Annotated in this window: 26 protein-coding genes; 13 read left to right on the top strand and 13 right to left on the bottom strand. The window is 63.4% G+C overall.

Annotated elements, in window-relative coordinates:
* Positions 1 to 13: 13 nt before the first annotated feature.
* Together PPGU16_RS38755 and PPGU16_RS38750 are read right to left on the bottom strand one after the other, a co-directional pair.
* Positions 14 to 655: a DUF1109 domain-containing protein gene (locus tag PPGU16_RS38755; protein WP_180726084.1), complete on the bottom strand. Its 642-nt coding sequence runs from the start codon at positions 653 to 655 to the stop codon at positions 14 to 16.
* Positions 652 to 1,197, bottom strand: coding sequence for a sigma-70 family RNA polymerase sigma factor (locus PPGU16_RS38750; protein WP_180727231.1), 546 nt, complete (start codon positions 1,195 to 1,197; stop codon positions 652 to 654). Before PPGU16_RS38750 ends, PPGU16_RS38755 begins: the two co-directional genes overlap by 4 nt.
* Before the next feature lie 314 nt (positions 1,198 to 1,511).
* Here PPGU16_RS38750 and PPGU16_RS38745 point away from each other — a divergent pair, with 314 nt between their 5' ends.
* From PPGU16_RS38745 to PPGU16_RS38735, 3 genes are all read left to right on the top strand, one after another.
* Entirely contained in the window at positions 1,512 to 2,150 is a 639-nt protein-coding gene (locus PPGU16_RS38745; protein WP_180726083.1) for a cytochrome b/b6 domain-containing protein, read from the top strand.
* Positions 2,151 to 2,170: 20 nt separating this feature from the next.
* Positions 2,171 to 2,947: a molybdopterin-dependent oxidoreductase gene (locus tag PPGU16_RS38740; protein WP_180726082.1), complete on the top strand. Its 777-nt coding sequence runs from the start codon at positions 2,171 to 2,173 to the stop codon at positions 2,945 to 2,947.
* 69 nt (positions 2,948 to 3,016) lie between these two features.
* Entirely contained in the window at positions 3,017 to 3,250 is a 234-nt protein-coding gene (locus tag PPGU16_RS38735) for a pentapeptide MXKDX repeat protein (RefSeq protein ID WP_180726081.1), read from the top strand.
* Positions 3,251 to 3,310: 60 nt separating this feature from the next.
* On the opposite strand, the gene PPGU16_RS38730 is transcribed toward PPGU16_RS38735, so the two are convergent.
* Positions 3,311 to 4,372, bottom strand: a complete 1,062-nt coding sequence (locus tag PPGU16_RS38730) for a class I SAM-dependent methyltransferase (RefSeq protein WP_180726080.1) — start codon at positions 4,370 to 4,372, stop codon at positions 3,311 to 3,313.
* Positions 4,373 to 4,574: 202 nt separating this feature from the next.
* Between PPGU16_RS38730 and PPGU16_RS38725 the strand changes: the two genes are divergently transcribed.
* Together PPGU16_RS38725 and PPGU16_RS38720 are read left to right on the top strand one after the other, a co-directional pair.
* Positions 4,575 to 4,994: a MarR family winged helix-turn-helix transcriptional regulator gene (locus tag PPGU16_RS38725; RefSeq protein ID WP_180726079.1), complete on the top strand. Its 420-nt coding sequence runs from the start codon at positions 4,575 to 4,577 to the stop codon at positions 4,992 to 4,994.
* A gap of 92 nt (positions 4,995 to 5,086) precedes the next feature.
* A complete protein-coding gene (locus tag PPGU16_RS38720) occupies positions 5,087 to 6,397 on the top strand; it encodes a chloride channel protein (protein ID WP_180726078.1) in 1,311 nt (436 codons plus the stop codon).
* Between the two features lie 3 nt (positions 6,398 to 6,400).
* On the opposite strand, the gene PPGU16_RS38715 is transcribed toward PPGU16_RS38720, so the two are convergent.
* The 3 genes from PPGU16_RS38715 to PPGU16_RS38705 all read right to left on the bottom strand — a co-directional run bounded on the left by PPGU16_RS38715 (position 6,401) and on the right by PPGU16_RS38705 (position 10,594).
* The gene (locus tag PPGU16_RS38715) at positions 6,401 to 8,827 is read right to left on the bottom strand and encodes a glucose/quinate/shikimate family membrane-bound PQQ-dependent dehydrogenase (protein WP_180726077.1); all 2,427 of its coding nucleotides are present in this window, start codon (positions 8,825 to 8,827) and stop codon (positions 6,401 to 6,403) included.
* Between the two features lie 248 nt (positions 8,828 to 9,075).
* Positions 9,076 to 9,618: an ureidoglycolate lyase gene (locus PPGU16_RS38710; RefSeq protein ID WP_180726076.1), complete on the bottom strand. Its 543-nt coding sequence runs from the start codon at positions 9,616 to 9,618 to the stop codon at positions 9,076 to 9,078.
* A gap of 31 nt (positions 9,619 to 9,649) precedes the next feature.
* Positions 9,650 to 10,594 (bottom strand): LysR family transcriptional regulator, encoded by a 945-nt coding sequence (locus tag PPGU16_RS38705; protein WP_180726075.1) that lies wholly within the window; start codon positions 10,592 to 10,594, stop codon positions 9,650 to 9,652.
* A 187-nt stretch (positions 10,595 to 10,781) separates the two neighbouring features.
* Here PPGU16_RS38705 and PPGU16_RS38700 point away from each other — a divergent pair, with 187 nt between their 5' ends.
* From PPGU16_RS38700 to PPGU16_RS38670, 7 genes are all read left to right on the top strand, one after another.
* Positions 10,782 to 11,465 (top strand): DUF2848 domain-containing protein, encoded by a 684-nt coding sequence (locus PPGU16_RS38700; protein ID WP_180726074.1) that lies wholly within the window; start codon positions 10,782 to 10,784, stop codon positions 11,463 to 11,465.
* Positions 11,466 to 11,470: 5 nt separating this feature from the next.
* Entirely contained in the window at positions 11,471 to 12,838 is a 1,368-nt protein-coding gene (locus PPGU16_RS38695; RefSeq protein ID WP_180726073.1) for an amidase, read from the top strand.
* Positions 12,839 to 12,871: 33 nt separating this feature from the next.
* Entirely contained in the window at positions 12,872 to 13,888 is a 1,017-nt protein-coding gene (locus PPGU16_RS38690; RefSeq protein ID WP_180722129.1) for an IS30 family transposase, read from the top strand.
* A 157-nt stretch (positions 13,889 to 14,045) separates the two neighbouring features.
* Positions 14,046 to 15,212 (top strand): branched-chain amino acid ABC transporter substrate-binding protein, encoded by a 1,167-nt coding sequence (locus PPGU16_RS38685; RefSeq protein WP_180726072.1) that lies wholly within the window; start codon positions 14,046 to 14,048, stop codon positions 15,210 to 15,212.
* A gap of 361 nt (positions 15,213 to 15,573) precedes the next feature.
* Positions 15,574 to 16,416, top strand: a complete 843-nt coding sequence (locus PPGU16_RS38680) for a DUF4118 domain-containing protein (protein WP_180726071.1) — start codon at positions 15,574 to 15,576, stop codon at positions 16,414 to 16,416.
* 5 nt (positions 16,417 to 16,421) lie between these two features.
* The gene (locus PPGU16_RS38675; RefSeq protein ID WP_180726070.1) at positions 16,422 to 17,312 is read left to right on the top strand and encodes an alpha/beta hydrolase; all 891 of its coding nucleotides are present in this window, start codon (positions 16,422 to 16,424) and stop codon (positions 17,310 to 17,312) included.
* Complete coding sequence (locus PPGU16_RS38670) at positions 17,312 to 18,154, top strand: MipA/OmpV family protein (protein WP_180726069.1); 843 nt, start codon at positions 17,312 to 17,314, stop codon at positions 18,152 to 18,154. The genes PPGU16_RS38675 and PPGU16_RS38670 overlap by 1 nt, the downstream gene beginning before the upstream one ends.
* A gap of 2 nt (positions 18,155 to 18,156) precedes the next feature.
* On the opposite strand, the gene PPGU16_RS38665 is transcribed toward PPGU16_RS38670, so the two are convergent.
* The 7 genes from PPGU16_RS38665 to PPGU16_RS38635 form a co-directional block, all read right to left on the bottom strand.
* On the bottom strand, positions 18,157 to 18,663 hold the full coding sequence (locus PPGU16_RS38665) for a GNAT family N-acetyltransferase (RefSeq protein WP_180726068.1): 507 nt from the start codon (positions 18,661 to 18,663) through the stop codon (positions 18,157 to 18,159).
* A 60-nt stretch (positions 18,664 to 18,723) separates the two neighbouring features.
* Complete coding sequence (locus PPGU16_RS38660; RefSeq protein WP_243460708.1) at positions 18,724 to 19,563, bottom strand: AraC family transcriptional regulator; 840 nt, start codon at positions 19,561 to 19,563, stop codon at positions 18,724 to 18,726.
* 33 nt (positions 19,564 to 19,596) lie between these two features.
* The gene (locus PPGU16_RS38655; protein ID WP_180726066.1) at positions 19,597 to 20,502 is read right to left on the bottom strand and encodes a LysR family transcriptional regulator; all 906 of its coding nucleotides are present in this window, start codon (positions 20,500 to 20,502) and stop codon (positions 19,597 to 19,599) included.
* Between the two features lie 106 nt (positions 20,503 to 20,608).
* A complete protein-coding gene (locus PPGU16_RS38650) occupies positions 20,609 to 22,681 on the bottom strand; it encodes a 2Fe-2S iron-sulfur cluster-binding protein (RefSeq protein ID WP_180726065.1) in 2,073 nt (690 codons plus the stop codon).
* Positions 22,682 to 22,743: 62 nt separating this feature from the next.
* Positions 22,744 to 23,361, bottom strand: a complete 618-nt coding sequence (locus PPGU16_RS38645; RefSeq protein WP_180726064.1) for a glutathione S-transferase family protein — start codon at positions 23,359 to 23,361, stop codon at positions 22,744 to 22,746.
* Between the two features lie 148 nt (positions 23,362 to 23,509).
* Positions 23,510 to 23,821, bottom strand: coding sequence for a hypothetical protein (locus PPGU16_RS38640; protein ID WP_180726063.1), 312 nt, complete (start codon positions 23,819 to 23,821; stop codon positions 23,510 to 23,512).
* Positions 23,822 to 23,858: 37 nt separating this feature from the next.
* Positions 23,859 to 24,956 (bottom strand): AbrB family transcriptional regulator, encoded by a 1,098-nt coding sequence (locus tag PPGU16_RS38635; RefSeq protein WP_180726062.1) that lies wholly within the window; start codon positions 24,954 to 24,956, stop codon positions 23,859 to 23,861.
* Positions 24,957 to 25,162: 206 nt separating this feature from the next.
* On the opposite strand from PPGU16_RS38635, the gene PPGU16_RS38630 reads away from it, so the two are divergent.
* On the top strand, positions 25,163 to 25,786 hold the full coding sequence (locus PPGU16_RS38630; RefSeq protein ID WP_243460707.1) for a TetR/AcrR family transcriptional regulator: 624 nt from the start codon (positions 25,163 to 25,165) through the stop codon (positions 25,784 to 25,786).
* The last annotated feature ends 2 nt before the right edge of the window (positions 25,787 to 25,788 follow it).

The raw sequence follows: 25,788 nt of genomic DNA, 5'->3' as shown, positions 1-25,788 counted from the left end.
CCCCGCGCCTTCACTACCAGCGCAACAACTTCGGCCCCAGCCACGCGCCGATGCCCGCGGGCAGCAACATCCCGATGGCGTACCACACGCTCCAGAACGCCGGACTCATCTCCGGGCAATGGAGGCAATAGACGATCGTCGCCGTGGAACTCGCAAGCAGTCCAGCGACGGCGCCCGCAAGCCGCAACTGCGTCGGCGCCAGCGATTTGACGGCCCAGAACACGGCAGGAAACGTCGGCACGGACAGCAGCACGATGTTGAACGGACACGTGCGCCACGTATGACCGAGCACGATCGGCAAGCGTGTGCCGGGCTCCGCGCTATCGAGCACCATCATGCTCGCGATCCACACCGCGACGAACGGCAGCGCGATGATCGCCCACGAATAGCCGGCGCGCGCGCCCGGCCGGCCGAGCCGCATCACGGCGAGCATCGCGCCGACCGCGATCGCGAGCGGATACGCCATCTTCGCCCAGAAGATCGTGGTGCGCGCGACGCTGCCAAGATCGTGCCGCACGCCGAACACCACGCTCATCAGGATCAGCGAGCCCAACGCGCCGAGCAGCAGCGCTTTGGTAAAGCGGCGCGCAACGGCGCCTCGCTCGATACGCGTCACCTGGTTCGACAGGAGGCCAATGAGATCGTCGGTCTTCATCGCAGCCCCCGAATGAGCGCGGACAGCGCCTTGAGACCCCGGTGCACGCCGACCTTCACGGCCGATTCGGACAGGCCCGTGATGCGCGCCGTCTCCGTCACCGACAGGCCTTCGAGCTTCATGTGCACGATGGGCAAGCGCTGCTTGTCGGGCAGATGTTCGAGCAGCTTGCCGATGTCGTGACGCGCCTGAGCGGGTTCGTCGTCGGTGTCGGCGAGCAGTTCGGCGTAGTCGTCGAGCGGGTCGTTCAGGGACTCGCGGCGTGCGCGCGAGCGGAAGAAATCCATCAGCTTGTAGCGGGCGATCGCGTGCAGCCAGGCAGTCAGCGGCTCGTCCGGACGATAGGTGTGACGCGCATTGTGCACGGCGAGCAGAATCTCCTGGACGAGGTCTTCGACGTCGTCGCGATAGTGCGGAATGCGCCTGCGCAGAAAGGCGCGCAGATGTCGTGTGAGTGCTTGCAGAAAGCTGCGATAAGCGTCGGCATCGCCGTCGAGTCCGCGCACGAACAATGCTTTCAGGCGGCTTTCCGCTTCTTGCAACATGGCTCCCTTATTGGCAGAACGGCGATTCGACGACCCGTGCGCGTGGCTCGCCGCCGCCGCTAGCGGGGCGCTGAGCTTCAGATCGAGCGTTTCGGCGTAGCCGAAACCGTGATGCGCCACTATAGCGCGGTCGTCGTCCATCGTCGTCACCCGCCTCCTTTATGGGGTTAATTCGCTCTTTCGCCCTCTCCGGTTACACCGCGCAAAAAAATTTCGCGAGCGGAGGAAATTGATCGCAAAAGAACGCGAGGCTGTAACCAATCCCGTGTCCCCGACGAATTGACGAGTAACAGACCGTCATGGTGATCGACATGGACACGATGAAAGCGACACTCACTCCGGCGCGCGAAGCCGCACCGCGCAATACGCCGATTCATCCAATCTGGCTGCGCATCACGCATTGGCTCAATGCGATTGCCGCACTGGTGATGATGTTCTCCGGCTGGCGCATCTATGACGCCTCGCCGGTGTTTCATCAAATCGTCATTCCGCCGTCGATCACCCTCGGTGGCTGGCTCGGCGGCGCGCTGCAATGGCACTTCGCGGCGATGTGGCTGCTGGTGTTCAACGGCATCGTGTATCTCGCGCTCAACATCGCGAGCGGGCGCTTTGCCGCAAAGTTCTTTCCGGTCTCGCCGCGCGCCGTGCTGCGCGACCTCATCGCCGCATTGAGCGGCAAGCTCTCGCACACGGATTTGCGTCAGTACAACGCGGTGCAGAAGCTCGCGTATCTCGTCGTCATCGTCGATCTGATCGTGCTCGTCCTGTCAGGGCTGGCGATCTGGAAGTCGGTTCAGTTCCCGCTGTTGCGCGAACTGATGGGCGGTTATGACAACGCGCGCATCGTGCACTTCTGCGCGATGGCCGTGATGGCGGCGTTCGTCGTCGTGCATGTCGCGATGGTCGCGCTCGTGCCGCGCTCGCTGCTGACCATGCTGCGCGGCCGCTGATCCCAGCACGAGGACACGATATGAAGCCCAACGACAAACCCATCATGAAGCTCGACCGCGCAGCGATTCTCGCGGATGCGCGCCGCGAACTCGACATGCCTTCGCGCCGTCTGTTCGGCAAGCGCCTGTTGACCCTGGGCGGCCTGTCGCTGCTCACAGGCTGCTCGATCACCGACGACAAATCGGTTAACGCGTTTCTGACTGCCGTCTCACGGCTGAACGATCGCGCGCAGGCCTTCCTGTTCGATCCGCACCAGCTCGCGCCGACCTACACCGAAGCGCAACTCACGCGGCCGTTTCCGTTCAATGCGTTCTATGGCATCGACGACGTGCCCGAAGTGAACGGCAGCGACTACCGGCTGAAGGTGAGCGGCCTCGTGACAGGGCAACGCGTGTGGACGCTGCCCGAGTTGTACGCGCTGCCGCACGCGGAGCAGATCACGCGGCATATCTGCGTGGAAGGGTGGAGCGCAATCGGACGCTGGGGCGGCACGCCGTTCTCGGAGTTTCTGCGCCGCGTCGGCGCGGATACGAGCGCGAAGTATGTCGGCTTTCGCTGCGCGGACGACTACTACGAAAGCATCGACATGCCGACGGCGCTGCATCCGCAGACCTTGCTCACGTTCGAGTACGACGGCCAGCGTTTGCCCGCGAAATACGGCTATCCGATGAAGCTGCGGATGCCGACCAAGCTCGGCTACAAGAATCCGAAGCATATCGTCGAGATGTTCGTCACCAACACCTATCCCGGCGGCTATTGGGTCGACCAGGGCTACAACTGGTTCGGCGGTTCCTGAGCGTATGCAGTGCTTTTTCTGGTGCCGGTCATGCCGGATGCCACTTTTAACCCACGAAGGAGATGAGCAATGAAACGACTGATGACGGCAGTAGTGGTAGCAGCGATGGCCATGGGCACGACGGCTGCATTCGCGCAGGCAAGCGGCGCAATGGCAAACGACGCGATGAGCAAAGACAGCATGTCGCACGACGCGATGAAAAAGGATAACATGTCGCACGATTCGATGAAGAAGAGCAACAAGATGAAGAAGCACGACGCGATGGGCATGGATCATCCCGCATCGGGCGCGATGTCGCAGTAAGTCTGCGCGACCACGCAAGCCGGGCGTGTGACCGCGCCCGGCTGATTCCGTATTGCCCGTTCAGGCCTGTGCCTGAAAAACCAGATTGAACGGCGTTTGCGTCGCGCGCCTGAAACGCGTGAAGCCGCCCGCCATCACGACCTCTCTGAGCCGCGCTTCCCCCGCCTGCGCACCAAGCGCTTTTCTGCCTTCCTGCGACAGCGACGCGCCCGTGCAGATCATCGTCGATGCCGAATAGAACACGCGCCCTATCGGGTTGAGATTGTCTTCGAGCCGGTCGTTCGCAAAGGGCTCGACGATCATCCACGAGCCCCCGGGCTTCAGCGATTGCAACACATGGGCTGCCGCGCCCGTCGGGTCGCCCATATCGTGCAGGCAATCGAAGAATGCGACGAGATCGTAGTCGTTTCCCGGATATTGTTGTGCGCTCGCGAGTTCGAACGTGACACGCTCGCTGAGACCCGATTCATCGGCGAGGTCCCGGGCTCGCTGCACGGACGGTTCGTGATAGTCGAAGCCGACGAAGGTCGCATCCGGATAGGCCTGCGCCATCAGCATCGTCGAAACGCCGTGGCCGCAGCCGACGTCCGCCACTTTCGCGCCGCGCCCCTTGAGTACCGCCTCGACGCCGTTCAGAGCGGGAATCCACTCGTCGACCAGATGCGCCGCATAGCCCGGACGAAAGAACCGCTCGGTGCCCGTGAACAGCGATGGATGATGCTGATGCCACCCGACGCCCAGGCCCGTGCGGAACGCGGCTTCGAGCTTCGGCAGGCTGCGGAACATTGCTTCGGCGCAGTCGGCGAAACCCGGGATGAACGTCGGGCTGCCTTCTTCCGCAAAGCACATCGCCATTTCGTTTTCGAGCTGGTAGCGGGCGGTGTCGGCATCGTAGCGGACGAAACCCGACGCGGCTTGCGCCGCCAGCCATTCGCGCACGTATCGCTCGGCGAGGCCGGCGCGTTCGGCGACCTGTTCCGAGGTCATCCAGCCCTGTTCGGTCATCGCCTTGTACAGGCCGAGCCGGTCGCCCAGCGCGATCAGCGGCGCCGACGCGACCGCGCCGAACTCTCCGACCATGCGCACCATGAAGTCCTGCACTTTCTGTTCGTCGTATTGCACGTGCCACCTCCCGGAAGAAGGCAGAATTGATATGACGAAAAGCGCGTCAGCCGAGGCTTGCGTTTCGCCGACTTCGCCCATGCAAAGTATAGATAGTGAAAAGACAGATGAAAGGCAAAGTCGATGCGACAACGGGCGATCTAACCGTGTGTGTATGATCCGCGACATCACGGTGTATTCATCCAATTCTCCAGGACTTCAGATGAGTTCAAGCAGACAGTCCAAACGTGACCTTCCGGGCAAACAGGATCTGGAAGCGATGTCGGTATTCCGTTACGAGCTGCGCAAGTTCTTGCGCGTGTCGGAAGAGATTTCGAACGCGGCGGGCATTACGACGCTGCAGTATCAGCTGCTGTTGCATGTGCGCGGTTTCGAGGGGCGGCAGTGGGCCACCGTCGGCGAACTGGCGGAGCGTCTGCAGGCCGCGCCGAACGGTACGGCGGCGCTCGTGTCGCGTTGCGAATCGGCCGGTCTCGTGACGCGCAAGCCCGACGCCGAAGATCGCCGCCAGGTGCAGGTGCATCTGACGCCGAAGGGCGAGCGCTGCCTGCTCAAGCTCGCAGCCGAGCACAAGGCGCATTACGGCTCGTTTGGCTGGGTGTTCGGCGACGCTGACGAATAGCCATTCGCGCGGGGGCTGCACGCGTCGAAACGGAGGATCGCGCATTTATGTCACAATGTGCCTTACTTTGTCTTGGTCACACTGACGCCCCGATGCGCATTCCCGTACTTCTCGACCGACGCGCGTTGCTGCGCGCCAGGCGGCTTTGGCTGCATTACGGCGTGTTCTGGCTCGGCGCAGTCGCGACCGGCCTGGTCGCCGTTATGTATGCGCGGCTGATCGATTTCGGCTACGACGCTTTTCTGCGCTACACGACGGAGTTCCGTTGGCTGCCGCTCGTGCTCACACCCGCGGTCGCGGCGCTGGGTGTGTGGATCACACGGCGCTGGTTCGCGGGCGCCGAAGGCAGCGGCATTCCGCAAGTCATCGCGACGCTGCACGAAGGGCGCGACCTCGGCCCGCGTCTGCTGAACATGCGCATTCTGGTGGGCAAGATCGCCGTGTCGTTTCTGTCGATACTCGGCGGGTTCACCATCGGACGCGAAGGGCCGACCATCCACGTCGGCGCCGCGCTGATGTTCAGCCTGCGGCGCTTCTATCCGGCGCGCTTGCGCAGCCTGCGCGGCGAAGGCCTGGAGCGCAAGCTCGCGCTGGCGGGCGCGGCGGCGGGATTGTCCGCTGCATTCAATGCGCCGCTGGCGGGCGTCGTCTTCGCAATCGAAGAATTGACGCGCAGTTTCGAAACGCGAACCAGCGGGGTGCTGATTACGGCGATCATCTTCGCGGGCATCGTCTCGCTGGGCTTACAAGGCAACTACACGTACTTCGGCACGATCGACATCGACGGGCATTTTCCCGATCTGCTCGCGGTCGCCGTCGTGATGCTGGGTGTCGTGACGGGCGTGGCAGGCGGCGCGTTCTGCTGGCTGCTGCTGAATACCGATCGCTGGATGCCCGCGCGGCTCGTAGCGTGGAGAAAGGCGCATCCGGTTGCATTCGGTGCGGCGTGCGGTCTCTTCATTGCGGTGATCGGCGTCGCGGCGGGCGGTCAGACGTTCGGCAGCGGCTATGCCGAAGCGCGCGGCATGCTGGAAGGCAATTCGCAGCTTGGCGCGAGTTATCCGCTGCTGAAGATGGCGTCGATGGTCGGATCGTATCTGCCCGGGGCGCCGGGCGGCTTGTTCGCGCCATCGCTGGCGATCGGCGCGGGCATCGGCAACGCACTGCACCTGGTGTTCGGGCAAATGCAGCTGCCGATGCTTATCGCGCTCGGCATGGTCGGCTATCTCGCGGCCGTCACGCAGAGTCCGATCACCGCGTTCGTGATCGTCATCGAGATGATCAACGGACACGCGCTCGTGCTGTCGCTGATGGCGACCGCGCTCATCTCCAGCCAGGTGTCGAAGCTGTTTGCGCCACCGCTTTATGAAGCGCTGGCGCAGCGGTACATCGCAAAGCAGTGAGCGTCATTTGTCCGGCAGCGCATACGCGATCACGTAATCGCCGAGCTTCGTGCCGAACGACCCGTGTCCGCCCGCAGCAATCACCACGTACTGCTTGCCGTTCGCTTCATAGGTCATCGGCGTGGCCTGGCCGCCAGCGGGAAGCCGCGCGCGCCATAGCTCCTCGCCCGTATCGGTGCTGTAGGCGCGCAGATAGTTGTCGGCCGTCGCGCCGATGAAGAACACGTGTCCTGCCGTCGTCATCGGGCCGCCCAGCATCGGCATGCCCATCTTGAACGGCAGCGGAATGGGCGCGCTATCGCGAACGGTGCCGATGCGTTTTTTCCACACCACCTGATTGGTCTTCAGATCGAGCGCTGCGACGTAGCCCCATGCGGGCTGCTTGCAGGGCAAGCCGACCGGCGACAGGAACGGGTTCAGCTCCACGCCGAACGGCACGCCGTATTGCGGCTGGATGCCCGCTTCCGTGCCCGTGCCGCCCTGGCTGTTCTCAGGCGGCTGAATCGGGTTGTGCGGCCCGCGTGGGATGAGCTTCGAGACGAACGGCAGCGCGATCGGGTTTGCGATGGCGAGTTGCCGGTCGGTATCGACGGCGAGACCGCCCCATTCGAACATGCCGAGATTGCCCGGAAACACGAGCGTGCCGTTTTCGGACGGCGGCGTGAACGGACCTTCGTAGCGCAGCCGGTGAAACATCACGCGGCATGCGAGCTGATCGAACATCGTGGCGCCCCACATGTCGGCGCCCGTCAGGTTCTTCGCCGGACGGAAGGTCAGTTGCGAGTACGGCTGTGTCGGCGACACATGATCGCCTTCGGCCGCGCCCTGCGGCACGGGCTGCTCGGGCGCGGGGACGATCGGCGTACCCGTGCGGCGATCCAGTACGAAGATGTTGCCCGTCTTGGCAGGCGCGTAGATCGCGGGCACGACGTTGCCGCTGCGGTCGGTGATATCGGCGATGGTGGGTTGTGCGGGCAGGTCCATGTCCCACAGATCGTGATGCACCGTCTGATAGAACCACGCAAGCTTGCCCGTCGATGCATTCAGCGCCAGCAACCCGCTCGCGTAACGCTCGTACAGCGGCGTGCGATCACCGCCCCAGATGTCGGGCGTCTTCACGCCCATCGGCAGATAGACGAGGTCGAGTTTCGCATCGTAGGCGGCGGGCGCCCACGAGTTGGGAGAATTGAACGTGAACGTGTGCTGGTCGTCGGGAATGGCGTTCGGTGTGGCCGAGCCTGGATCGAACGCCCACACGAGTTGCCCCGTTTCGACGTCGAAGCCGCGTATTACGCCGGACGGCTCGCGGGTCGAGTAGTTGTCCGTCACCGATCCCGCCATGACGATGATCTTGTCGGTGACGATGGGCGGCGAGGTCGGCTCGTACTGCCCCGCCGTCGTCACCGGTTGCAGATGTTGCAGGTCGAGGTCGCCGTTGCTGCCGAAGCCAGCGCAGCGCTGTCCCGTTGCGGCATCGACTTCGAACAGATGGCCGTTGTTGACGGGCAGGATCACGCGGCGCGCACATGCGGGTAACGCGCTTCGCGCAGCTTCGTCTTTTGCGGCGGCGGCAGCCGCCGTCTCGTGATACGACACGCCGCGGCAGGTCACGTGCTGGAAGCTCGGGTCGGTTTTCAGGCCCGGATCGAAGCGCCATTTTTCCTTGCCTGTCGCAGCGTCCAGCGCGAACAGGATCTGGTGCGGCGAGCACAGATAGAGCATGTCGCCGACCTTGAGCGGCGTCACTTCGTCAGTGATTTCACCGGGATCGTTGGGGCCTTTCTTGTCGCCCGTCTGGAAGGTCCACGCGACCTGCAAGTCCTTCGCGTTGTCCTGGTTGATCTGCGTGAGCGGCGAATAGCGGGTGCCCGCCTGCGTGCGGCCGTATGCCGTCCAGTCGCCGGGATGCGCGTCGGGTTGCGCCGGCGACACGGCCGCGTTGTCCACGACCTTGCCGTTGATCTCCTGCGGGTCGTTGAAGGCCGCATACGCGAGCGCGACGCCCGTAAGAACGAGGCACACCAGGAGCGCAACGGCGCCGCCGCGCCGCGCCGACACATCGAATAGACGGAAGACGAACGGCAACAGCAGCCAGATGCCGAACAGAACGAGGATATCGGTGCGCGGCGCGAGCGCCCAGAAATCGAAACCTGCTTCGAAGACAGCCCAGATCAGCGTGCCGATCAGCAGAAGCGCATAGAGCGACAACGCCAGCCCATTGCCGCGATAGATCAGCCATGCGACGGCAAGCAGAACGATGCCGGCAACGATGTAATAAGGCGAGCCGCCCATCATGACGAGCCAGATGCCGCCTGTCAGCAGATACAGACCTGCCAGCAGCGCGAAGAGAATCGTCAGCCATGCGATGACGGGCGGCGACGTGTCCCTCGACGGGCCTTTGGAGATGTTCGCTTTGCTCTCGTTGTTCATGCTGTAGGCCTCCTGTTTCGTGCTTCACGGCGCGTTGCGCGTGCGACGCTCAAGCTGTATCGCCTAGCAACATGCGGACCTGATCGCTTATGCGAAGTGAATCATTGCGGAAGGCAATGCGCTAGCATGCGGCGCATGAGTCCTGCTGACGCGACTCATCGTGCACCCTGTCCTGATACATCGCAAGCCCGAGGTCATTACACGAAACTTTCGAGAGGGGTGATGCGTGCGATCGCACGCGCGCCCATTCAGGCCACGCTGAATTCGAGCGTGCGCGTATCGATCGGCCTGATGACGCTTTCGCAAGCAGGCGCGCCCGTCTTCAGATGAACGACGAGATCGTAGGTTGTCGAAGGGCGGGTCAGCATGAGGCAGGTGGACTCTGTGTTCGTGACACGCGTCGCGTGCCAGACGTCAGGCCGCATGCAAAGACCTTTACCGACGGGAATCTCGAATGCGCGCAGTGAATTGAGGTCCGGCTCGCCGTCTTCAAGCGACGTCGCCACGATATGCACGACGGGCGCTGTCAACGGCACGATGGCCTGTTGCGTCAGCCGATGCAGTTCGAGCGCGGAGATCTCTGCGCTGCGATTGCGGTACACGACCCAGAGTATTTCGGTTTCGCCCGCCGTGCCCGTATCGAACAGATGCTCGCGCCAGAAGTCCGAGGCCGGGCTGACGAACGCCGGCGCGTCGCCGTCCGTGCGCACAGGCTTGCCGAGCATCCAGCCGTACGGTTCACAGCGATTTGCTTCGAGCGGTTCGATTGGAATGGAGAGCGTAGTCAGCATATCGGCGTACTCGTGTTGATGAATGGATCGGTCATGCAGGCGAGATGGCGTCGTCCGATGGCGGGAACAGCGCGAACTCCGGCCCATGTTTCAGGCTGAAATCGAGCACGACGTTCAGCGCGAGGCGCGTGATCGACTCGGCAAGCAGGCTGTCGGGCGTGCGCCGGTACGCGGCGACCAGCGGCAACGCGGGCACGCGATGCGTGACTTGCAGCAGTTGCAACTGGCCTGCTTCGAGTTCGCGCATCACGAACGCGGGCGGCAGCACGGCAATGCCGAATCCGTCGACCACCAGCCGGATGATGGCCGCCACCGACGACAGACAATTGATCTGCACCTGCACGTCCCCGCTGGCCGCGAACAGGCCCGTCAGAAACTCATGCGGCGGCGAATGGCGCGCGAAGCTGATCACGGGATACGCGGCCAGTTCGGTTTCGGTCAGCGCCTGCGCGGACAAGTTGAGCGCCGGGCTCGCCATCCAGCGCATCGGCAGACTGCCGAGCGGAACATTCGTCATGTCCGCGCCGGCGACGCTCGTCGTCTGAAACGACACGTCGATATGGCCGTTCGCCAGTTGCGCGGAGAGGTTTGCGGACGTGTCGCTGGTCAGTTCGATCACGAGATTCGGATATTCGTCGCGGATGCGCTTGAGCAGATCGGGCAGCCACGTATGCACGATCGACTCGATCGCGCCGAGCCGCAGCAGGCCCGACACCTTTGAGCGATCGCCGACACTCGCGAGCATCGCCTGATTCAGCTTCAGCATCTGTTCGGCGAACGGCAGCGCCTTGCTGCCGTCCTGCGTGAGCGTCGCTTCCTTCGAGCCGCGCTCGAACAGCCGCACGCCGAGTTCCTGTTCGAGCGCGGAGATGCGGCTCGAAATGGCCGCCTGGGTCGCGTGCAGCCGCTCGGCCGTCAGGCGGAAGCTGCGCAGCCGCGCCAGCCAGACGAAGGTTTCCAGAAATCGCAGATTCATTCACAACCCTGACGAGGCAAGCACGAATGGCTCAGTGTAGCGCCGCGTCCCGCCTTGGGTGACAAGAAAAATTTCCACCGCGCGACAACTTTAATTTGTTGGACACGCCTGCGGCGCGCGCCAAAACTTTGCAACAGATGCCCGTCGATGAAAGGGCAAACACACTGTCAAACCAGAGGACGTTGCGATGAAGAAAGTGTCATGCGAAATCGAAGGCGGATTGCCGGTCGAAGTGAGCGCGAGCCGTCTCGTGATTGCGGGGTGGGCGGGACGGGACCATGCGGAGGTCGAGCATCATATTCGCGAGCTGGAAGCGATCGGCGTGCGCCGGCCGTCGAGCGTGCCATGCTTCTATGAAGTCGCGGCCGCCTTGCTGACGACGGCGGACAGCATCGAAGTGATCGGCGAGCATTCGTCGGGCGAAGTGGAAGTCGTGCTGATCCAGACGCAAGAGGACGGCTTGCTGGTCGGCATCGGTTCGGATCACACGGACCGCAAGGTCGAGGGCTATGACGTTGCCGTGTCGAAGCAGATGTGCGCGAAGCCGCTCGGCACAACGCTGTGGCGTTATGCGGACGTGGCCGCGCATTGGGACGCGCTGATCGCGCGCAGCTGGCGTATCGATGCGAGCGGCGAGCGCATCCGTTATCAGGAAGGCACGCTTGCGCGGCTGATGCATCCCGAGCCGCTGATCTGGCGCGCGTTCGGTTCGACGTCGATGATTCCCGAGACCGTGCTGTTCTGCGGCACGCAGCCCGTGCTCGGCGCGCTGACATCCGCGGGCGCGTATGAACTGGAGTTGCACGATCCTGTGCTTGGACGCAGCTTGCGGCATCGCTACAGCGTCGATGCGCTGGCGCATGCGGAGTGACCGCGATGCGCACCCTTCGTGATTCCGGCAAGGCGCTCGCGAGCAGAAGCCTGTCGGCAAGCGAACTGCTCGACGCGAGCCTCGCGGCTATCGATGCCGACCTCGCGCGAGGCGGATCGACCTACACGCATATCGACCGGCTGGCGGCGCGCGAAGCGGCCTCCAGCAGCGACGCGTTTCGCCAGCGCGGCTATGTGCCTTCCGCGCTGGCGGGCGTGCCGGTTTCCGTGAAGGATCTGTTCGACATCAAAGGGCAGGTGACGACAGCGGGCTCGCGCATACTTCGCGACGCCGCGCCTGCCGTGCGAGACGCCGCCGCCGTTGCGCGCTTGCGCGAGGCGGGCGCGGTGTTCGTGGGCCGCACCAACATGAGCGAGTTCGCGTTCTCCGGCCTCGGGCTGAACCCGCACTACGGAACGCCGCTGAATCCCGCTCATGCAAAGCGTCTGGCGGGCGGTTCCAGTTCAGGCGCCGCTGTGTCCGTTGCGCTCGGTCATGTGGCCGCTGCGCTCGGCACCGACACGGGCGGCTCGGTGCGCATCCCTGCCGCGTTCTGCGGACTGGTCGGATTCAAGCCGACCGCGCGGCGCGTGCCGCTCGACGGCACCGTGCCGCTGTCGACGTCGTTCGATTCGATCGGGCCCATTGCGCGCAGCGTCGACTGTTGCGCGCTGATCGACGGCATCGTCTCGGGCCAGGCGCTCGACACGGCGCCACGCGCGCTCGCGGGACTTCGGCTGGGTGTCACGTCCGACTATGTGGCCGACGATCTCGACGAGACCGTCAGCACCGCGTTCAATCGCGCGATCGGTATGTTGCGGCGCGCGGGCGCGTCGGTGGAGCGCTTTGCGTTTCCCGAGTTGCATGAGGTGGCGGGCCGCTATCCGCTGGCGGGCATCACGGCTGCGCAGGCGTGGGCGTGGCATCGCGAGCACGTCGCGCGCGATGCCGATGCGTACGACCCGCGCGTGCTCAAGCGGCTGCGTGCGGGAGAAGGGCGCAGCGCCGCCGACTATATCGACCTGCTTGCCGCGCGCGAGCGCTTCGTGCGCGATACGCGAGCCCGTCTGGCGAGATTCGATGCCTGGCTGATGCCGACTGTCGCCATCGTGCCGCCTGCTATTGCGAGCGTCGAAAGCGACGACGAGGCGTTCTCGTCGACGAATGCGAAGGTGCTGCGCAATCCCGCTGTCGTGAACTTCATGGACGGCTGCGCGTTGACGCTGCCTTGCCATCGGGAAGGCGAACTGCCCGTCGGCCTGTCGATCTGCGGGCCTGCGCTTGCCGATGCCTCGGTCCTCGCAATAGCGCGCAGCGTCGAAGTGTTGCTGCGGCATGGCGAGACGGTGGTGACCGCGAGTTCTCAAGTTTGAAGTGCAACACCCCGCCTCATATAAGGTGTTGCTATGGAAAAACGATACCAACAACTCCAGCCTGAAGAGCGGCTGACGATTGCCAGCCAGCATCTGCAGGGTTCAAGCATACGGGCCATGGCCCGTATGCTTGGGCGCTCACCTGCAACGGTGAGTCGCGAACTGGCTCGCAACTGCGGGCCTGACCGCTATGCTTCGGTGCCGGCCCAGGCGTTAAGCGTGGCGCGACGTGTGGCTGGCCGGCGCCCCGCCAAGCTCGATCCGCAGGGTGTTACATGGCGCATCGTCCTCACGCTGCTGGACTGGAAATGGTCGCCTCAGCAGATATCAGGTACGCTCAAACGTATGCACCCGAATGATTCGTCCCAGCGGGTCTCGCATGAGACCATCTATACGGCTATCTACGCTCGTCCGTATGGGGAACTGCGTCGCCAGCTCGTCGCCTGTCTGCGCCACCATCGCAGCGATCGCATGCCGCGAAGTCGAGGCACAGACCGGCGCGGTCAGATTCCAGATATGGTCAGCATTCATGTGCGCCCACCCGAGGTGGACGACCGCGTGATGCCGGGCCACTGGGAAGGCGACTTCATCAAGGGTGCAAACAATGCCTCTTCCGTGGGCGTGCTGGTCGAACGCTCCAGCCGCCTTGTGCTGCTTGCCCGCATGGACGATGCGACAGCTGCCTCGGCACTCGCGGGCTTCTCTGCCAAACTGAATTCCATCGCTGCGCCGCTACGACAGAGCTTCACGTACGACCAGGGCAAGGAAATGGCGTGCCACCAGGAGCTCGCTGCCGCGACCGGTGTGAAGGTCTATTTCTGCGACCCTCACAGCCCCTGGCAGCGTGGCACGTGCGAGAACACCAATGGTCTGCTACGCCAGTATCTGCCCAAGGGCACAGATCTCTCGGTCTACAGCCAGGACGACCTTGATGGCATCGCTGACAGCCTCAACAGCCGGCCACGTGCCACACACGCTTTCCACTCGCCGTTCGAAGTCTTCGCCACCATGCTTGCACTTGCTTCTCAACCTGATAATTCCGTTCACTAGGCATTGTGTTGCGCTTCACATTTGAAACCGCCCCGCATAAGGTTTGTTTATCGGCAGCAAAAGAAATTTCTCGTTGGACGCGCAATTACGGCGAACGAATACTGGATTTCAGGCGCAATCAACTCAATACCGCGCTTCTTCTTCATCACCGCATTTCATGACCCAAGTGAGGCAGCCCGTGAATCAAACTTTCCGCTCTCTAGCCGGTGTCGTTGCGCTGGCCGCTATCCAGACATCCGCGCATGCCGCCGATGCCGCTTCCGCTGTCGTGCTGATCGGCCACGCGGCGCCGCTCACCGGGCAACTCGCAAACATGGGCAAGGACAGCGAAAACGCTGCGCGCCTCGCGGTCGATGAGATCAACAGTCAGCACCCTGTGATCGGCGGCAAGCCGGTACGTCTGCAACTGGACTCGCAGGACGATGCCGCCGACCCGCGCACGGGAACCCAGGTCGCGCAGAAGCTGGTCGACGACGGCGTGGTGGCCGTGGTCGGCGATATCAATTCGGGCGTGTCGATTCCCGCGTCGCGTATCTATAGCGAAGCGCAGGTCGTGCAGATCTCACAGGGTTCGACGAACCCCGCTTACACGCAGCAGGGCTACAAGACGACGTTTCGCGTCGTGGCAACGGATGCACTGCAGGGACCGGCGCTCGCGCGTTACGCGCTCAATTCGCTGCACGCAAAACGGATTGCCGTGATCGACGATTCGACGGCCTATGGACAGGGGCTTGCCGACGAGTTCGTGAAAGCGGCGAAGGCGAACGGCGGCACGATCGTCGCGCGCGAAGCGACCAACGACAAGGCCACTGACTTCCGCGCGATCCTCACGAAGATCAAGGGATTGCGGCCCGACGTCATCATGTATGGCGGCTCCGATGCGACGGCCGGACCGCTGGTGAAGCAGGCCGCGAATCTCGGCATGACGGCGAGCGTGCTCGGCGGCGACGGCGCATGCACGGACAAGATGGTGAGCCTTGCGGGCGACGCGATCGGCAACCTGGTGTGCTCGGAAGCGGGACTCGCGCTGTCGAAGATGCCCAAGGGACAGGAGTTCGATCGTCGCTACACGGCGCGCTACAAGGTGCCGATCGATGCGTACGCACCGTTTGCCTACGATGCCGTCTACGTCATTTACGATGCGATGAAGCGCGCCAATTCGACGGAGCGGACCAAAGTTCTGGCCGCCATGCCCGTGACGCAGTATGACGGCGTGATCGGCAAAATCGCATTCGATACGCACGGCGATCTGAAAGATGCCGCCATCACGATCTATCAGTTCAAGGACAAGAAAAAGACGGTGATGGATGTGATCCGCATGTGAGATCGAATCCGCGCATTGCGCGGATAAAAATTACCGCTTCGTTACCGGCAACGGTCGACAACCACTTTTTATGGCATCCGTACTTTCGGGGAGGTACGGATCGAAGATTACGCATCAGAAAGGCAATCGGCAGGAGGCTGAAAGTTCAGGCGTGCTATCACCGCCCTGCGCAAACGTTGGCGCGCATAAACCGCTACCACGGGCGTCGTATAAATGCCGAAACTCGGAAAAGTCCAAGTATTACGGCGTATTACGTGTGCTATCTTTCGGACCGTTCGAGACTTTTCTTAGACTAGTCTGCCCACCCAGGTCGCATCGGCCGCAAGTGAAGAGTGTCCGGTAGTCCGGCAAACAACATTTCATGCAAGTTCAAAATGCCCGTCGCTGGGCGCCTCGCGGGGCACGGCGATGGATTGCCGCGATAGCCGCACTCTGTATCGCGAGTGGCGTGCGTCTTCTGCTGCACCCGCTGCTGGGTCCTGTCATGCCGGGCACGGCGTTCAGCGTCGCGGCCGTGCTGATCGAGTATTACTTCGGCCTCGCGCCCGCGCTCACCGTGATGCTGGCCGGCCTGTGCATCGCCGACTATCTGTTCGTGCCGCCTTACGCAGTGCTCGGTTTTATCGATCGCTCCGATGTGCTGTTCATCGTTTCGTTTCCGCTCGTTGCGCTCATCTTCATCACGCTGGTCGAAAGGCTGCGGCGCGCGCAGTTTCGCGCGGAGCTGATTGCGTCGGTTGCGCAGTCGCGCTATGAGATGCTGCTGCGCCACGACAACGATCGCATGCTCGCGCGCCGCGCCGTCGATGAAACGCACAGGCTGCTGCGTCATCTCTCGCAACACAGCAAGCAGTTCGTGCTGATCCAGGCACTCGAGCGCACACCCGAGTGGACCAACGGCACTGACGCGGGCAGCCCGCGCGACGCCGTGGCGGGCGTCCTCGCCGTCACGCTGCCACCAGCCGAGATCGCGCCGGGTCCTCGCTTCGACGATGTCGAACCGGAGGATATTCGCCGCCTCTCGAATGCACTGTGGCCCGGCTCGCATCGCGTGCGGCTGCGCGCGTGCGAAGCTGCCGCGCTGCATGCATCGACAGGCATGCAATGCGAGACGGGCGACAGCGCTGCGCAACTCGTCGATTGTGTTTGCGAGCGCTTCACGACGCACGCGGGCGATTTCCTCGTGCTGCGCATCGGCGAGTAACACCCATGAAAACTTCCGTCCGGACTATCTTCAACGAAGGCGACGGCCACGCCGTGCTGATGTTGCATGGCCTGTCCAGTTCGCCGCTGGAATTGCGCTACCTCGCGCGCTTTCTGAACGACGAAGGCTTCACGACCTGCGTGCCCGTGCTCAACGGCTACACGGCCGGCTCGCAAGAGCAGGCGATGGAGCAGTGGCTCGATGCGGCAACGCGCGAATACGATGCGCTTGCCGCGCGCTACGAGCGCGTGTCGATCTGCGGGCTTTCTATCGGCGCGGCGCTGTCGCTCGCGCTCGTGCACCGTCGCCCGCAGGCACAGGCCGTCGCGCTGCTGTCGCTGACGCTCGCCTATGACGGCTGGGCGATTCCGTGGTATCGCTTCTTGCTGAACTGGGCGTACTACTCGCCGTTGCGTTCGCGCTATCGCTACCGCGAATCGGCGCCGTATGGGCTGCGCAACGACGCATTGCGGGCCAAGATCGCCCGCGCGATGGAACGCGACGACTTCAGCGAAGTCGGCCCGTCGACGATCTCGCTGCCCGCATTGCACGAGGCCAGCCGGCTTGCGGCGAGCGTGCGCTCGCACGTGCGCGCGATCCGCAACGACTGCCTGATCATCCACGCAATCGACGATGAGACCTCGAGTCCGCGCAATCCGCGCTTCGTGGCGTCGTCGATTGGCTCGACGTTCTTGCGCACCATCTGGCTCGACGATTCGTATCACATGATTACATCCGACAACGAGCGCGAGATCGTCGCGCGCGAGACCGCGCTGTTCCTGCGCGAAAGCGAAATCACGAGCCGTACGGGCGATGCGGGCGGAAAGCCCGTGGTGTCGAAGGCGCTTGCGCGCCGGTTGCGGCAGCTTGCAGCGATGGGCAAAGGGCGCGCGTGATGGCGAAGCAGCATTCGTTCAAGGCGGCGACATGCGCTGCCATGGTGTCCGCTTCAATGACGTTGATGCTCCACGCAGCGGGCGCATGGGCCGACGACGTGCCGCCTCCCTCTTCGTCAGGTTCGCAGCAAACCGACGCGACAGCACAGCCCGCCAGCAAATGGAAGATCGGCGTCGGGCCAGGCGTCGTCATCACGCCGCTGTATCCCGGCTCGCGTGAACTGCGTTTTTTTCCCTATCCCGCACTCGACATCGCTTACGATGACCGCGTGTTCTCACAAGGTCCCGATGTGCTGGGGCTGAACGTGCTGCGCAGCGAGGACTATCACGTCGGCGCTGCGCTCAGCTTCGATTTCCAGTCGCGCCAGGAAAAGGACGATCCGCATCTGCATGGACTGGGTAACGTCGACGGCGGCCCGAAACTGAAGCTGTTCGCCGACTACACCGTGTGGATGTTCACCGGGTCCGTGGCCTTGTATCAGGACATCGCCGGACATGGTCAAGGCAAGACCGTCGTCACCGACCTTTACGCGTCGCTGCCCGTTGGAGGCTGGCTGTTTTCGATCGGCCCCGGCTTCACCTGGGCGGATGCGGAGTACACGCGAACTTTCTTCGGCGTATCGAGCCAGCAGAGCGCAGCGTCCGGGCTGCCTGCCTATAACACGGGCGCAGGCATTCGTGACGTGCATCTGAACGGCTACGTCAGCTACGACATTTCGAAGCACTGGGCCACCTCGGTCGCGGTGACGCTCGGACGTCTGCAGCATTACGCCGCCGCGAGCCCGATCACCGAGCGTCGCAGCGAACTCAATACGCTCGCATCGGTGAATTACCGTTTCTGATCTCAGGCGAGATCCAGCCTGAACAGCAACGAATCCCGATCCGGATACGCGTACTTGACGGGCAACTCTCCAGCCGCAATCTGCCGAAACCCCTGACGTCGATAAAACGCATGTGAGCGCGTCGAAACGGAAGGGGTATCGAGCAGGATCGTCTCGATGCCTTTGAGCCTCGCATGCGCCAACAGCGTGTCGTAAAGGCGCGATGCGCATCCCATCCCCGCGCCTCTCCACGCCGCCGACACAAAGAACTTCTTCAGCACGGCAACCGTCGCCGTCTCGATCTGCAGAGCGATCGTGCCGACGACACGGTCTTCGGCGTCGAGCGCAATCCAGAAACCGCCGCCCTTCGCGATGAAGTATCGATCGATATCGAGTAGCTCGGGCTGATCCTCGATCGATATGCCGACCTTGCTTTCGTCATTCTGGATATGCAGGATCAAGCCGACTATCTCGTCGGTGAACGAGTCCTGAAAGGTGGCGATGCGAGGGAGTGTGGTGGCGATGTGCATAGGAAAGTGCGCTCGGGCAAATGTGCGAGGCACTACCTTATGCGTCGTGCAGGATGCGATCTAGAACGTTTTTGCGCTGTTTCGCCGCGCGACGGCGCCCGGCGTCACGCCGAACACGGCCTTGAAGTGGCGTCCGAGGTGGCTCTGATCGGCGAAGCCGGTTGCGGCGGCAGCGGCGGAAGGCGTCATGCCATCCAGCAACAACTGCTTTGCCGTTTTCAGACGCAGCACGAGCTGGTAACGATGCGGACTCAGCCCAAATGCCGCCGTAAAGCGGCGGCACAACTCGGACGCCGAGAGCGACGCCTCGCGCGCCAGTTCGTCGAGCGACACGTTACGGCCGGAAAATGCCTGCAAATAGGTCTGCGCGTCGCGCACACGCCGGTCGGCGACAATCGAAGACGACTGCGCCGACGCATGCCGATCGTTCATCGAACCGAGCACGGCTTCACACAACAGCGCCCATTCGTCCGGCCATGCCGACGATAGGCGGGGGCTTTGCATCGACAGCGCAGCGAACTGCGAGAATGGAGCCATCGCGTGGCGCATCTTCACGGGCTGCGACAACGCGTGCGGCGACACACCGTGAATATCGCACTGCAAGCGCCATTCGGCATCGGGCACGTAGAGCATCACGTATTCGCATCCTTGATCGCCGATGGACATGCCCGCATGCGCGATGTGCGGCGGGATCGCGTACACCTCGCCGGCACTGACGATCGACGGATGCCGTGCACTCGTCATCGAGTCCTTTGCGCCGCGTAGTACGGCGCCGATAGCCCATGTGTCGTGTGCATGCGCCGTGAACCGATGGCGCTCGAACCGGGCATGCAGCACTTCGATACCCGTGCCGTCGACATAGCCATACTGCGCATGCTCGTTGTGAGTGGAACGGGACATCGTGCGTGTCATGAGTCGAGCAAGCGGCGCGAACTACGCATGCCAGAGCGAAGCCTTCGCCCTGAGCGTTTCGATTGCGAGATCGAGAAAGGCGCGTACTTTCTGATTCGCATGCTTGCCTTCGCGATGGACGACATGAACGGGCAACGTGGCCAACTCGTAATCGGCCAGCACGGCGCGCAACGTGCCTTCCGCCAGTTCCTGCGCGACCTGATACGACAACAGGCGTACGATGCCCAACCCCGCCACTGCCGCCGAGATCGCGGAGTCGTTGGTCGTGGTCACGAGACGCGGCTGGATCGGCACCGTCAGCGGCTTGTCGTCCACGCGAAAGCGCCACTCGGGCGCGGACGTGAGGCCTGTCGCCTGGATCGTGACGTGCGAGGCGAGATCGTCGGGATGTTTCGGCACGCCATGCGCGTCCAGATAAGCGGGCGACGCGCACAACACGCGGCGCACCTTGCCGACGGCGATCGCCTGCAACGAAGAATTCGGCAACTCGCCGATCCGGATTGCGACATCCGCCCCTTCGTCGACGAGATTCACGACGCGGTCCAGAAACCAGCAGTTCAGATTGACGGCCGGATAGCGCGTCAGATAGTCGTGAGCGATGGGCGTCACATACATCTTGCCGAACAGCACAGGCGCCGTCACGGTCAGCTGGCCGCGCGGCGTGGTGTTCGCGCCAGCAGCGGAAAGCTCGGCCACCTCGATTTCCGCGAGGATGCGGCGGCAATCCTCGAAGAACGTGGCGCCCGCATCGGTCATGCGCACGACGCGCGTCGTGCGGGTCAACAGCCGCACGCCAAGGTGTTCTTCGAGCTCGTTCATCACCCGGCTGATGACCGACGGCGACACGTTGAGCTTGCGCGCCGCGGACGCGAAGCCTTCCGTCTCGACCACGGTCACGAAGGTGTTCATTGCCTGGAGCCTGTCCATGTCTGCGCAGATGAACGGGAAGGTGATAGAGGCGCCCGCCGGGAGGCGACGGGCAAGCGAGCGTCAAGGATATCAGTGATTCGCCCCCCTCCGCGCGCGGCCTGCCTCACAGATCGAGCAGCAGACGGTCTCCGCCGCCCGTCTCCGCATTGGCGGGCACGGCGCAACAGATCAACGCTTCGTCGTCGGGCACCGTGAATTCCGGCGTCATGGTGTATGCGACCGCACCCTCCACGATGCGCGTTCGGCAGGTGCCGCAACTGCCGCCCCGGCAACCGAATTCAGGATTCAGTCCGCGCGATTCCGCGAGTTCCAGCAACGTACCGCTGCCCGGACTCCAGCGCGCTTCCTTTCCCGACTTGACGAACGCGATGGGGACGGGTTGTTCCGCTGCGACGCGTGCGGGACCGGCGACGGCGGCGGCGTCTTTTCTGCGTTGCAGCCCAGACGGTCCGAACGCCTCGGCATGAATACGGTTGTCGGCGACGTTGAGGTCGCGCAAGCCGTCGTACATGGACTGCATGAACGACGACGGTCCGCAAAGGTAGAAGTCGTAGTCGTTGAAAGGCAGCGTGTCGCACAGCAGCGCAACGTCGATCCGGCCTTCCACGTCAAAGTCCTTGCCCTCTCGCGCGCCGTTGGTGTCAGTCAGCGCGCGCACCACGTTCACCGCGCCGTTCGCCGATGCCGCGAGACGTTCGATTTCCCGGCTGAACGCGCGCTCTTTCAGCGAACGCGCCGATTGGAAGAACCATGTCGGGCGCACGCGCCGCTTGCGCAGCCCTTCGTAGACGATATGCCTGAGCATCGCGAGCATCGGCGTGATGCCGACGCCGGCAGCGAGCAGCACGGCGGGCCGGCGCTCGGAAGCGTCGATCGTGAACTGGCCGGCGGGCGCACGCGCTTCGATGATGCTGCCTATCCGCAGCGTGTCGTGCAGATGCGACGACACGAGTCCATCGCGCTTCACGCTGATCCGGTAGAGACCGTCGGCGGGCGCCGTCGACAGCGTATAAGTCCGGATCACCGGCTTGTCGTGACCGGGCAGCGTGACGCGGATCGGCAGATGCTGACCGGCGATGTGGGGAATGAGCCCCGCGCCGTCCACGGGTTCGAGGTGAAACGAACGGATCACCGAGCTTTCATCGACGACGTTCGTCACCTTGAACGGCCGCCATGCATTCGCCAGTTCGGCGGCCTTCAGGCGGCTCGTCACTTCGTCCCAGCTACCTGTCATCAGCGAGTTCGGCGACCAGCCATTGGCCTGAAACTTCCACCGCAGCGGCAGCGCGCCCTTGCGATAGACGATGCGCCGCGGCGTGAAATGCCACAGCCGCTCCGCGCCCTGAAACGCGGCGATCTCGGGCGAGTCGAGATCGACGGTTGCGTCGCCCGTCAATTGCAGGACATCGCCCGTTTCGAAGTCGGCGAATATCAGCCCGGCGCGCGGATTGACGAGGAAGTTGCCGAGTGTCGCGAAGAACAGGTTGCCTGCGAAATCGGGAATGGTCAGCCGGCCGTCGTCGCCGATACGGACGAAGCCGGCCTTGCCGCCGCGATGCGACACGTCGACCTGGCGTTGCTCGCCGTCGCCCACGTAGGACGCGACGAACAGCGTGTCCGCTGCTTCGATCAGCGCGCGGGCGTGGCCGGTCAGGCCGTCGAACTCCGTGGGCGCGGCATCGGAGAACACACCAGGGTCGCGGATGAATTCGAAATCGCGGGCCTGGATATATTGCGGGCAGTTGCCGAAGCTCTGCACGACATTGACGTCGAAACCCTGCGCTGTCACGTCCCGCAACAGACCGTTCATCCGATTGCGGCGGCGCGTGTTCAACTCGATCCCGAGCAGACCGATTGCCGCGCCTTCATGAAAGCCGCTGGATGCGGGATCATGCGGATCGGCGGCAACGTTCATGTGCAGAATCTTCCCGCTCGGCGACTGCATGAAGCCTGGTTGACCGGCAACGAGCGTCGCCCATACGTCGCCGTCGTCGGCCACGGCGCCCGCCACGATGAACGGCAATTGTCCGTAGAACGTGCGGTGCTGATCCGGCATGTAGTCGCGGACCACGCGGCGGCCGAGTTCCCGCATCTTCGCTGCCACGCCGACTTTCTCTTGCAGCGCCAGTTCGCCTGCGTGCCAGGGCGACCCTTGATCCGTCGATACCGTGCTCATGATGTGCCTCCAGGCGTAAAGCCGGGAAAGCCGCGCATTGGGCTTCCCGCTTACTGACGCGCTCAGCTGTTGGCGGCGAGGCCGACAGGGGTCTTCTGGAATTCGACGAAGCCAGGCAGCGCCTCGATGCGGCGCAACCACGCGTTGACGTTCGGGTAGAACGACAGGTCGACGTTGCCTTCCGGCGCACGCGCGATGTAGCTGTACAGCGCAACGTCGGCGATCGTCGGATGCGCTTGCGCAATGAACTCGCGCCCGGCCAGTTCTTCGTCGATCAGCTTGAGGATGCGATGCGCGCGGGCAATCAGCTCTTCCGCGTTGTATTTTGCGCCGAACACGGTAATCAGTCGCGCGGCGGCCGGGCCGAAGGCGATCTCGCCGGCGGCCACGGACAGCCAGCGCTGCACGGCGGCTTCCAGGGCGGGCGTTTGCGGCAGCCAGTCGGTCTTGCCGAACTTGCGGGCGACGTACACCAGAATGGCGTTCGAATCGGAGATCGTGGTGTCGCCGTCGACGAGAACCGGCACCTGGCCGAAGCGGTTGAGCTTCAGAAATTCGGCGGATTTGTGCTCGGCGGCGGCGAGATCGACCTGGATCGGCTGATGCTCGATGCCGAGCAGCGACAGGAACAGGCGAGCACGGTGCGAGTGGCCGGACAACGGGTGGTAGTAGAGCTTCATGGCGGTTTCCTTTGGTCAGATGTGACTGGGACATCCCGATCACTTGATGCAAAGTCTAGGGACGCTGCCTTCGCTGCAGAATCCCTCGCCAGGTCAATTGATACTTCTCGAAACGAGAACGGTGGCCGGACGCCCGAGAACAATGGTGTCAGGGCGCCCGTTTGTCGCGTTGCACCTTGCCGAAGTGAAGCGCAAGGAAAATACCGATCGCCAGCGCGCCCAGCAGCATGACCGTGGCATCCGGAACGATGCGAGCCGCGTCCCAGTGATGCGAGGTAATCAGGAGCGCCAGCGCAAGATTCGCGAATCCCCACAGGATATTGACCAGGGGTGACGATTCACCGACGCCGTGCGGTTTCGCAAAAGGCGTGGGAAACGGATGCCCTTGCAGGCCGGACGACAGATGCGGGACGCTATTGCACAGAAGTGCTCCGGCGAGAAAGAGCCAGACATGCTGCATGGTTTGACCTCTTGCGTGGGGAGAGAAAAGGGGCGTTTTACAAAGACCCAGATCGATCGATTGCCGAATGCACGCGCTTTGCAATGAAGCGCGCTGCCGCCGGGCCGATCAGGAGCACGGCGACGAAGCGGGCCATCTGCATCGCCATGACGAAGCGCACGTCGACGTTGCTCGATGCCGCGATGATCGCCACCGAATCCGCGCCGCCCGGACTCGTCGCCAGATACGCGGTCAGCGGATCGACGCCCGCCGTCACGACGAGCGCGCCGCCGATGCCCGCGCAAATCGCGATCAACGCGATCGAGCACGCGATCAGACGCGGCAGCGCCTTCACCGCATGCGCGAGCAGCGGCCGGGTGAACCTCAGGCCGATGCGCCAGCCGACGAATGCGTAGGCAACGGCGAGCAGCCAGCGTGGCAGTTCGATCGTGAGCCAGCCGTGATGCGCGAGCACTACGCCCGCGACGATCGTGACGAGCATGGGCCCGAGTGGAATGCGCAAGCGTTGCCCAACGAGCGAGCCAACTAACGCGAGTGCAAGCGTCTGGATGAGCGGCATGACCGTGACGGGCGCGAACCACGCGACGACGTGCGCCGCGTGGGGCGCGCTCCCTCCGACGATCCGGGCGAGCACGGACGCCACGGCGGCCACGATCAGCACCCTGAGGTACTGCATGACAGCGACCAGCTGCGCATCCGCGCCGAACGATTCCGCCATCAGCGTCATCACCGTCGCCGCGCCAGGACTGACGCCCCACAACGCGGTCGTGCCCGGCAGCACATCCATGCGGACCAGCAGCCACCCGAGCAGCGCGCTGGCCGCGATGACGGAGAACACGCCCGCGGCAAACAGCGGCCAATGAACGGCAAACTCCATCGATGCCGACGACGGCAGCATCTTCGCGATCATGCAGCCGATCAGCCCCTGGACAGGCACGAACGCGCGCCGCGAAAGCGGCAGCCTCGCACCGCTACCCGCGACCACGATCCCCGCGAGCAACGGGCCGATCAACATGGCGGCGGGAATATCGAGCCAAACCAGCACGGCGCCGAACGCAAGCGACAGCCCGATGAGCGCCGCCCACTGTAAGGCGCGCGGCGAACGATCGATCCACACGAAAGGCTTGCGGAGCATTTTCTGGAACATGACGAATGAACAGTGCGACCGGTGACAATTAAATGCGAGGTTATCCTCGCAAAACATACTAGAGGATACCCTCGCATAAGTCAAATGACCACTCATTGCAGCTAATTGCATGAACCCGACGCGTAGCAAACGGAGTGCGATAATATGCGAGGAATGCCTATCAAATCCTCGCATATCGTCGAACCGCAATCACTATGAGCACACCATCGACCGACCCGGCGCGCGCCACCGAACCCAAACGCGAACGAGGGCGGCTGCGCGTCGCCGCGATCATGGCCGCGGGCGTCGAGGTATTTACGGAGAAGGGCTACGATGCCGCCACGATGACCGAGATCGCGGCGCGTTCGGGAACGGCGATCGGCTCGCTGTATCGCTTCTTTCCGACCAAGGAGGCGCTTGCCGATGCATTGCTGCTGCACTACGCGCAGCAGGTGAAGAACGGGCTGACCGAACTGAAGCAACAGGTGCCCGGCATGTCGCTGGAGCGTGTGGCCGACGCATTCGTCGACATGATGCTGTTGCTACGGTCGCAGCGCAGTTTCGCAATCGCGTTGATGGATGCGCGCGGCGGTAGCGCGGACGAACGCAAGCGCTTTCGCAAGGTCATGCGCGGCGGTGTGGCGGAACTCCTGTGCGAAGCGATGCCCGCGCTGCCCGCCGCGAAGGCGAAAGTCATGTCGGTGGTGCTGATTCACATGCTCAAGGCCGTCGTAGGCATCGCCGATGAGGAATCGTCGGTGCGAGCCGCGCTGCTCGCCGAAATGCGTCAACTCGTGCGCATGTATCTCGTCTCGGCGGCGGAGCAAAGCGGCCATTGAAT

Source organism: Paraburkholderia largidicola, from assembly GCF_013426895.1.
GTDB lineage: Bacteria > Pseudomonadota > Gammaproteobacteria > Burkholderiales > Burkholderiaceae > Paraburkholderia > Paraburkholderia largidicola.
Note: the sequence above shows the minus strand (reverse complement) of the source record. Positions and strands in the feature narration are given on the sequence as shown.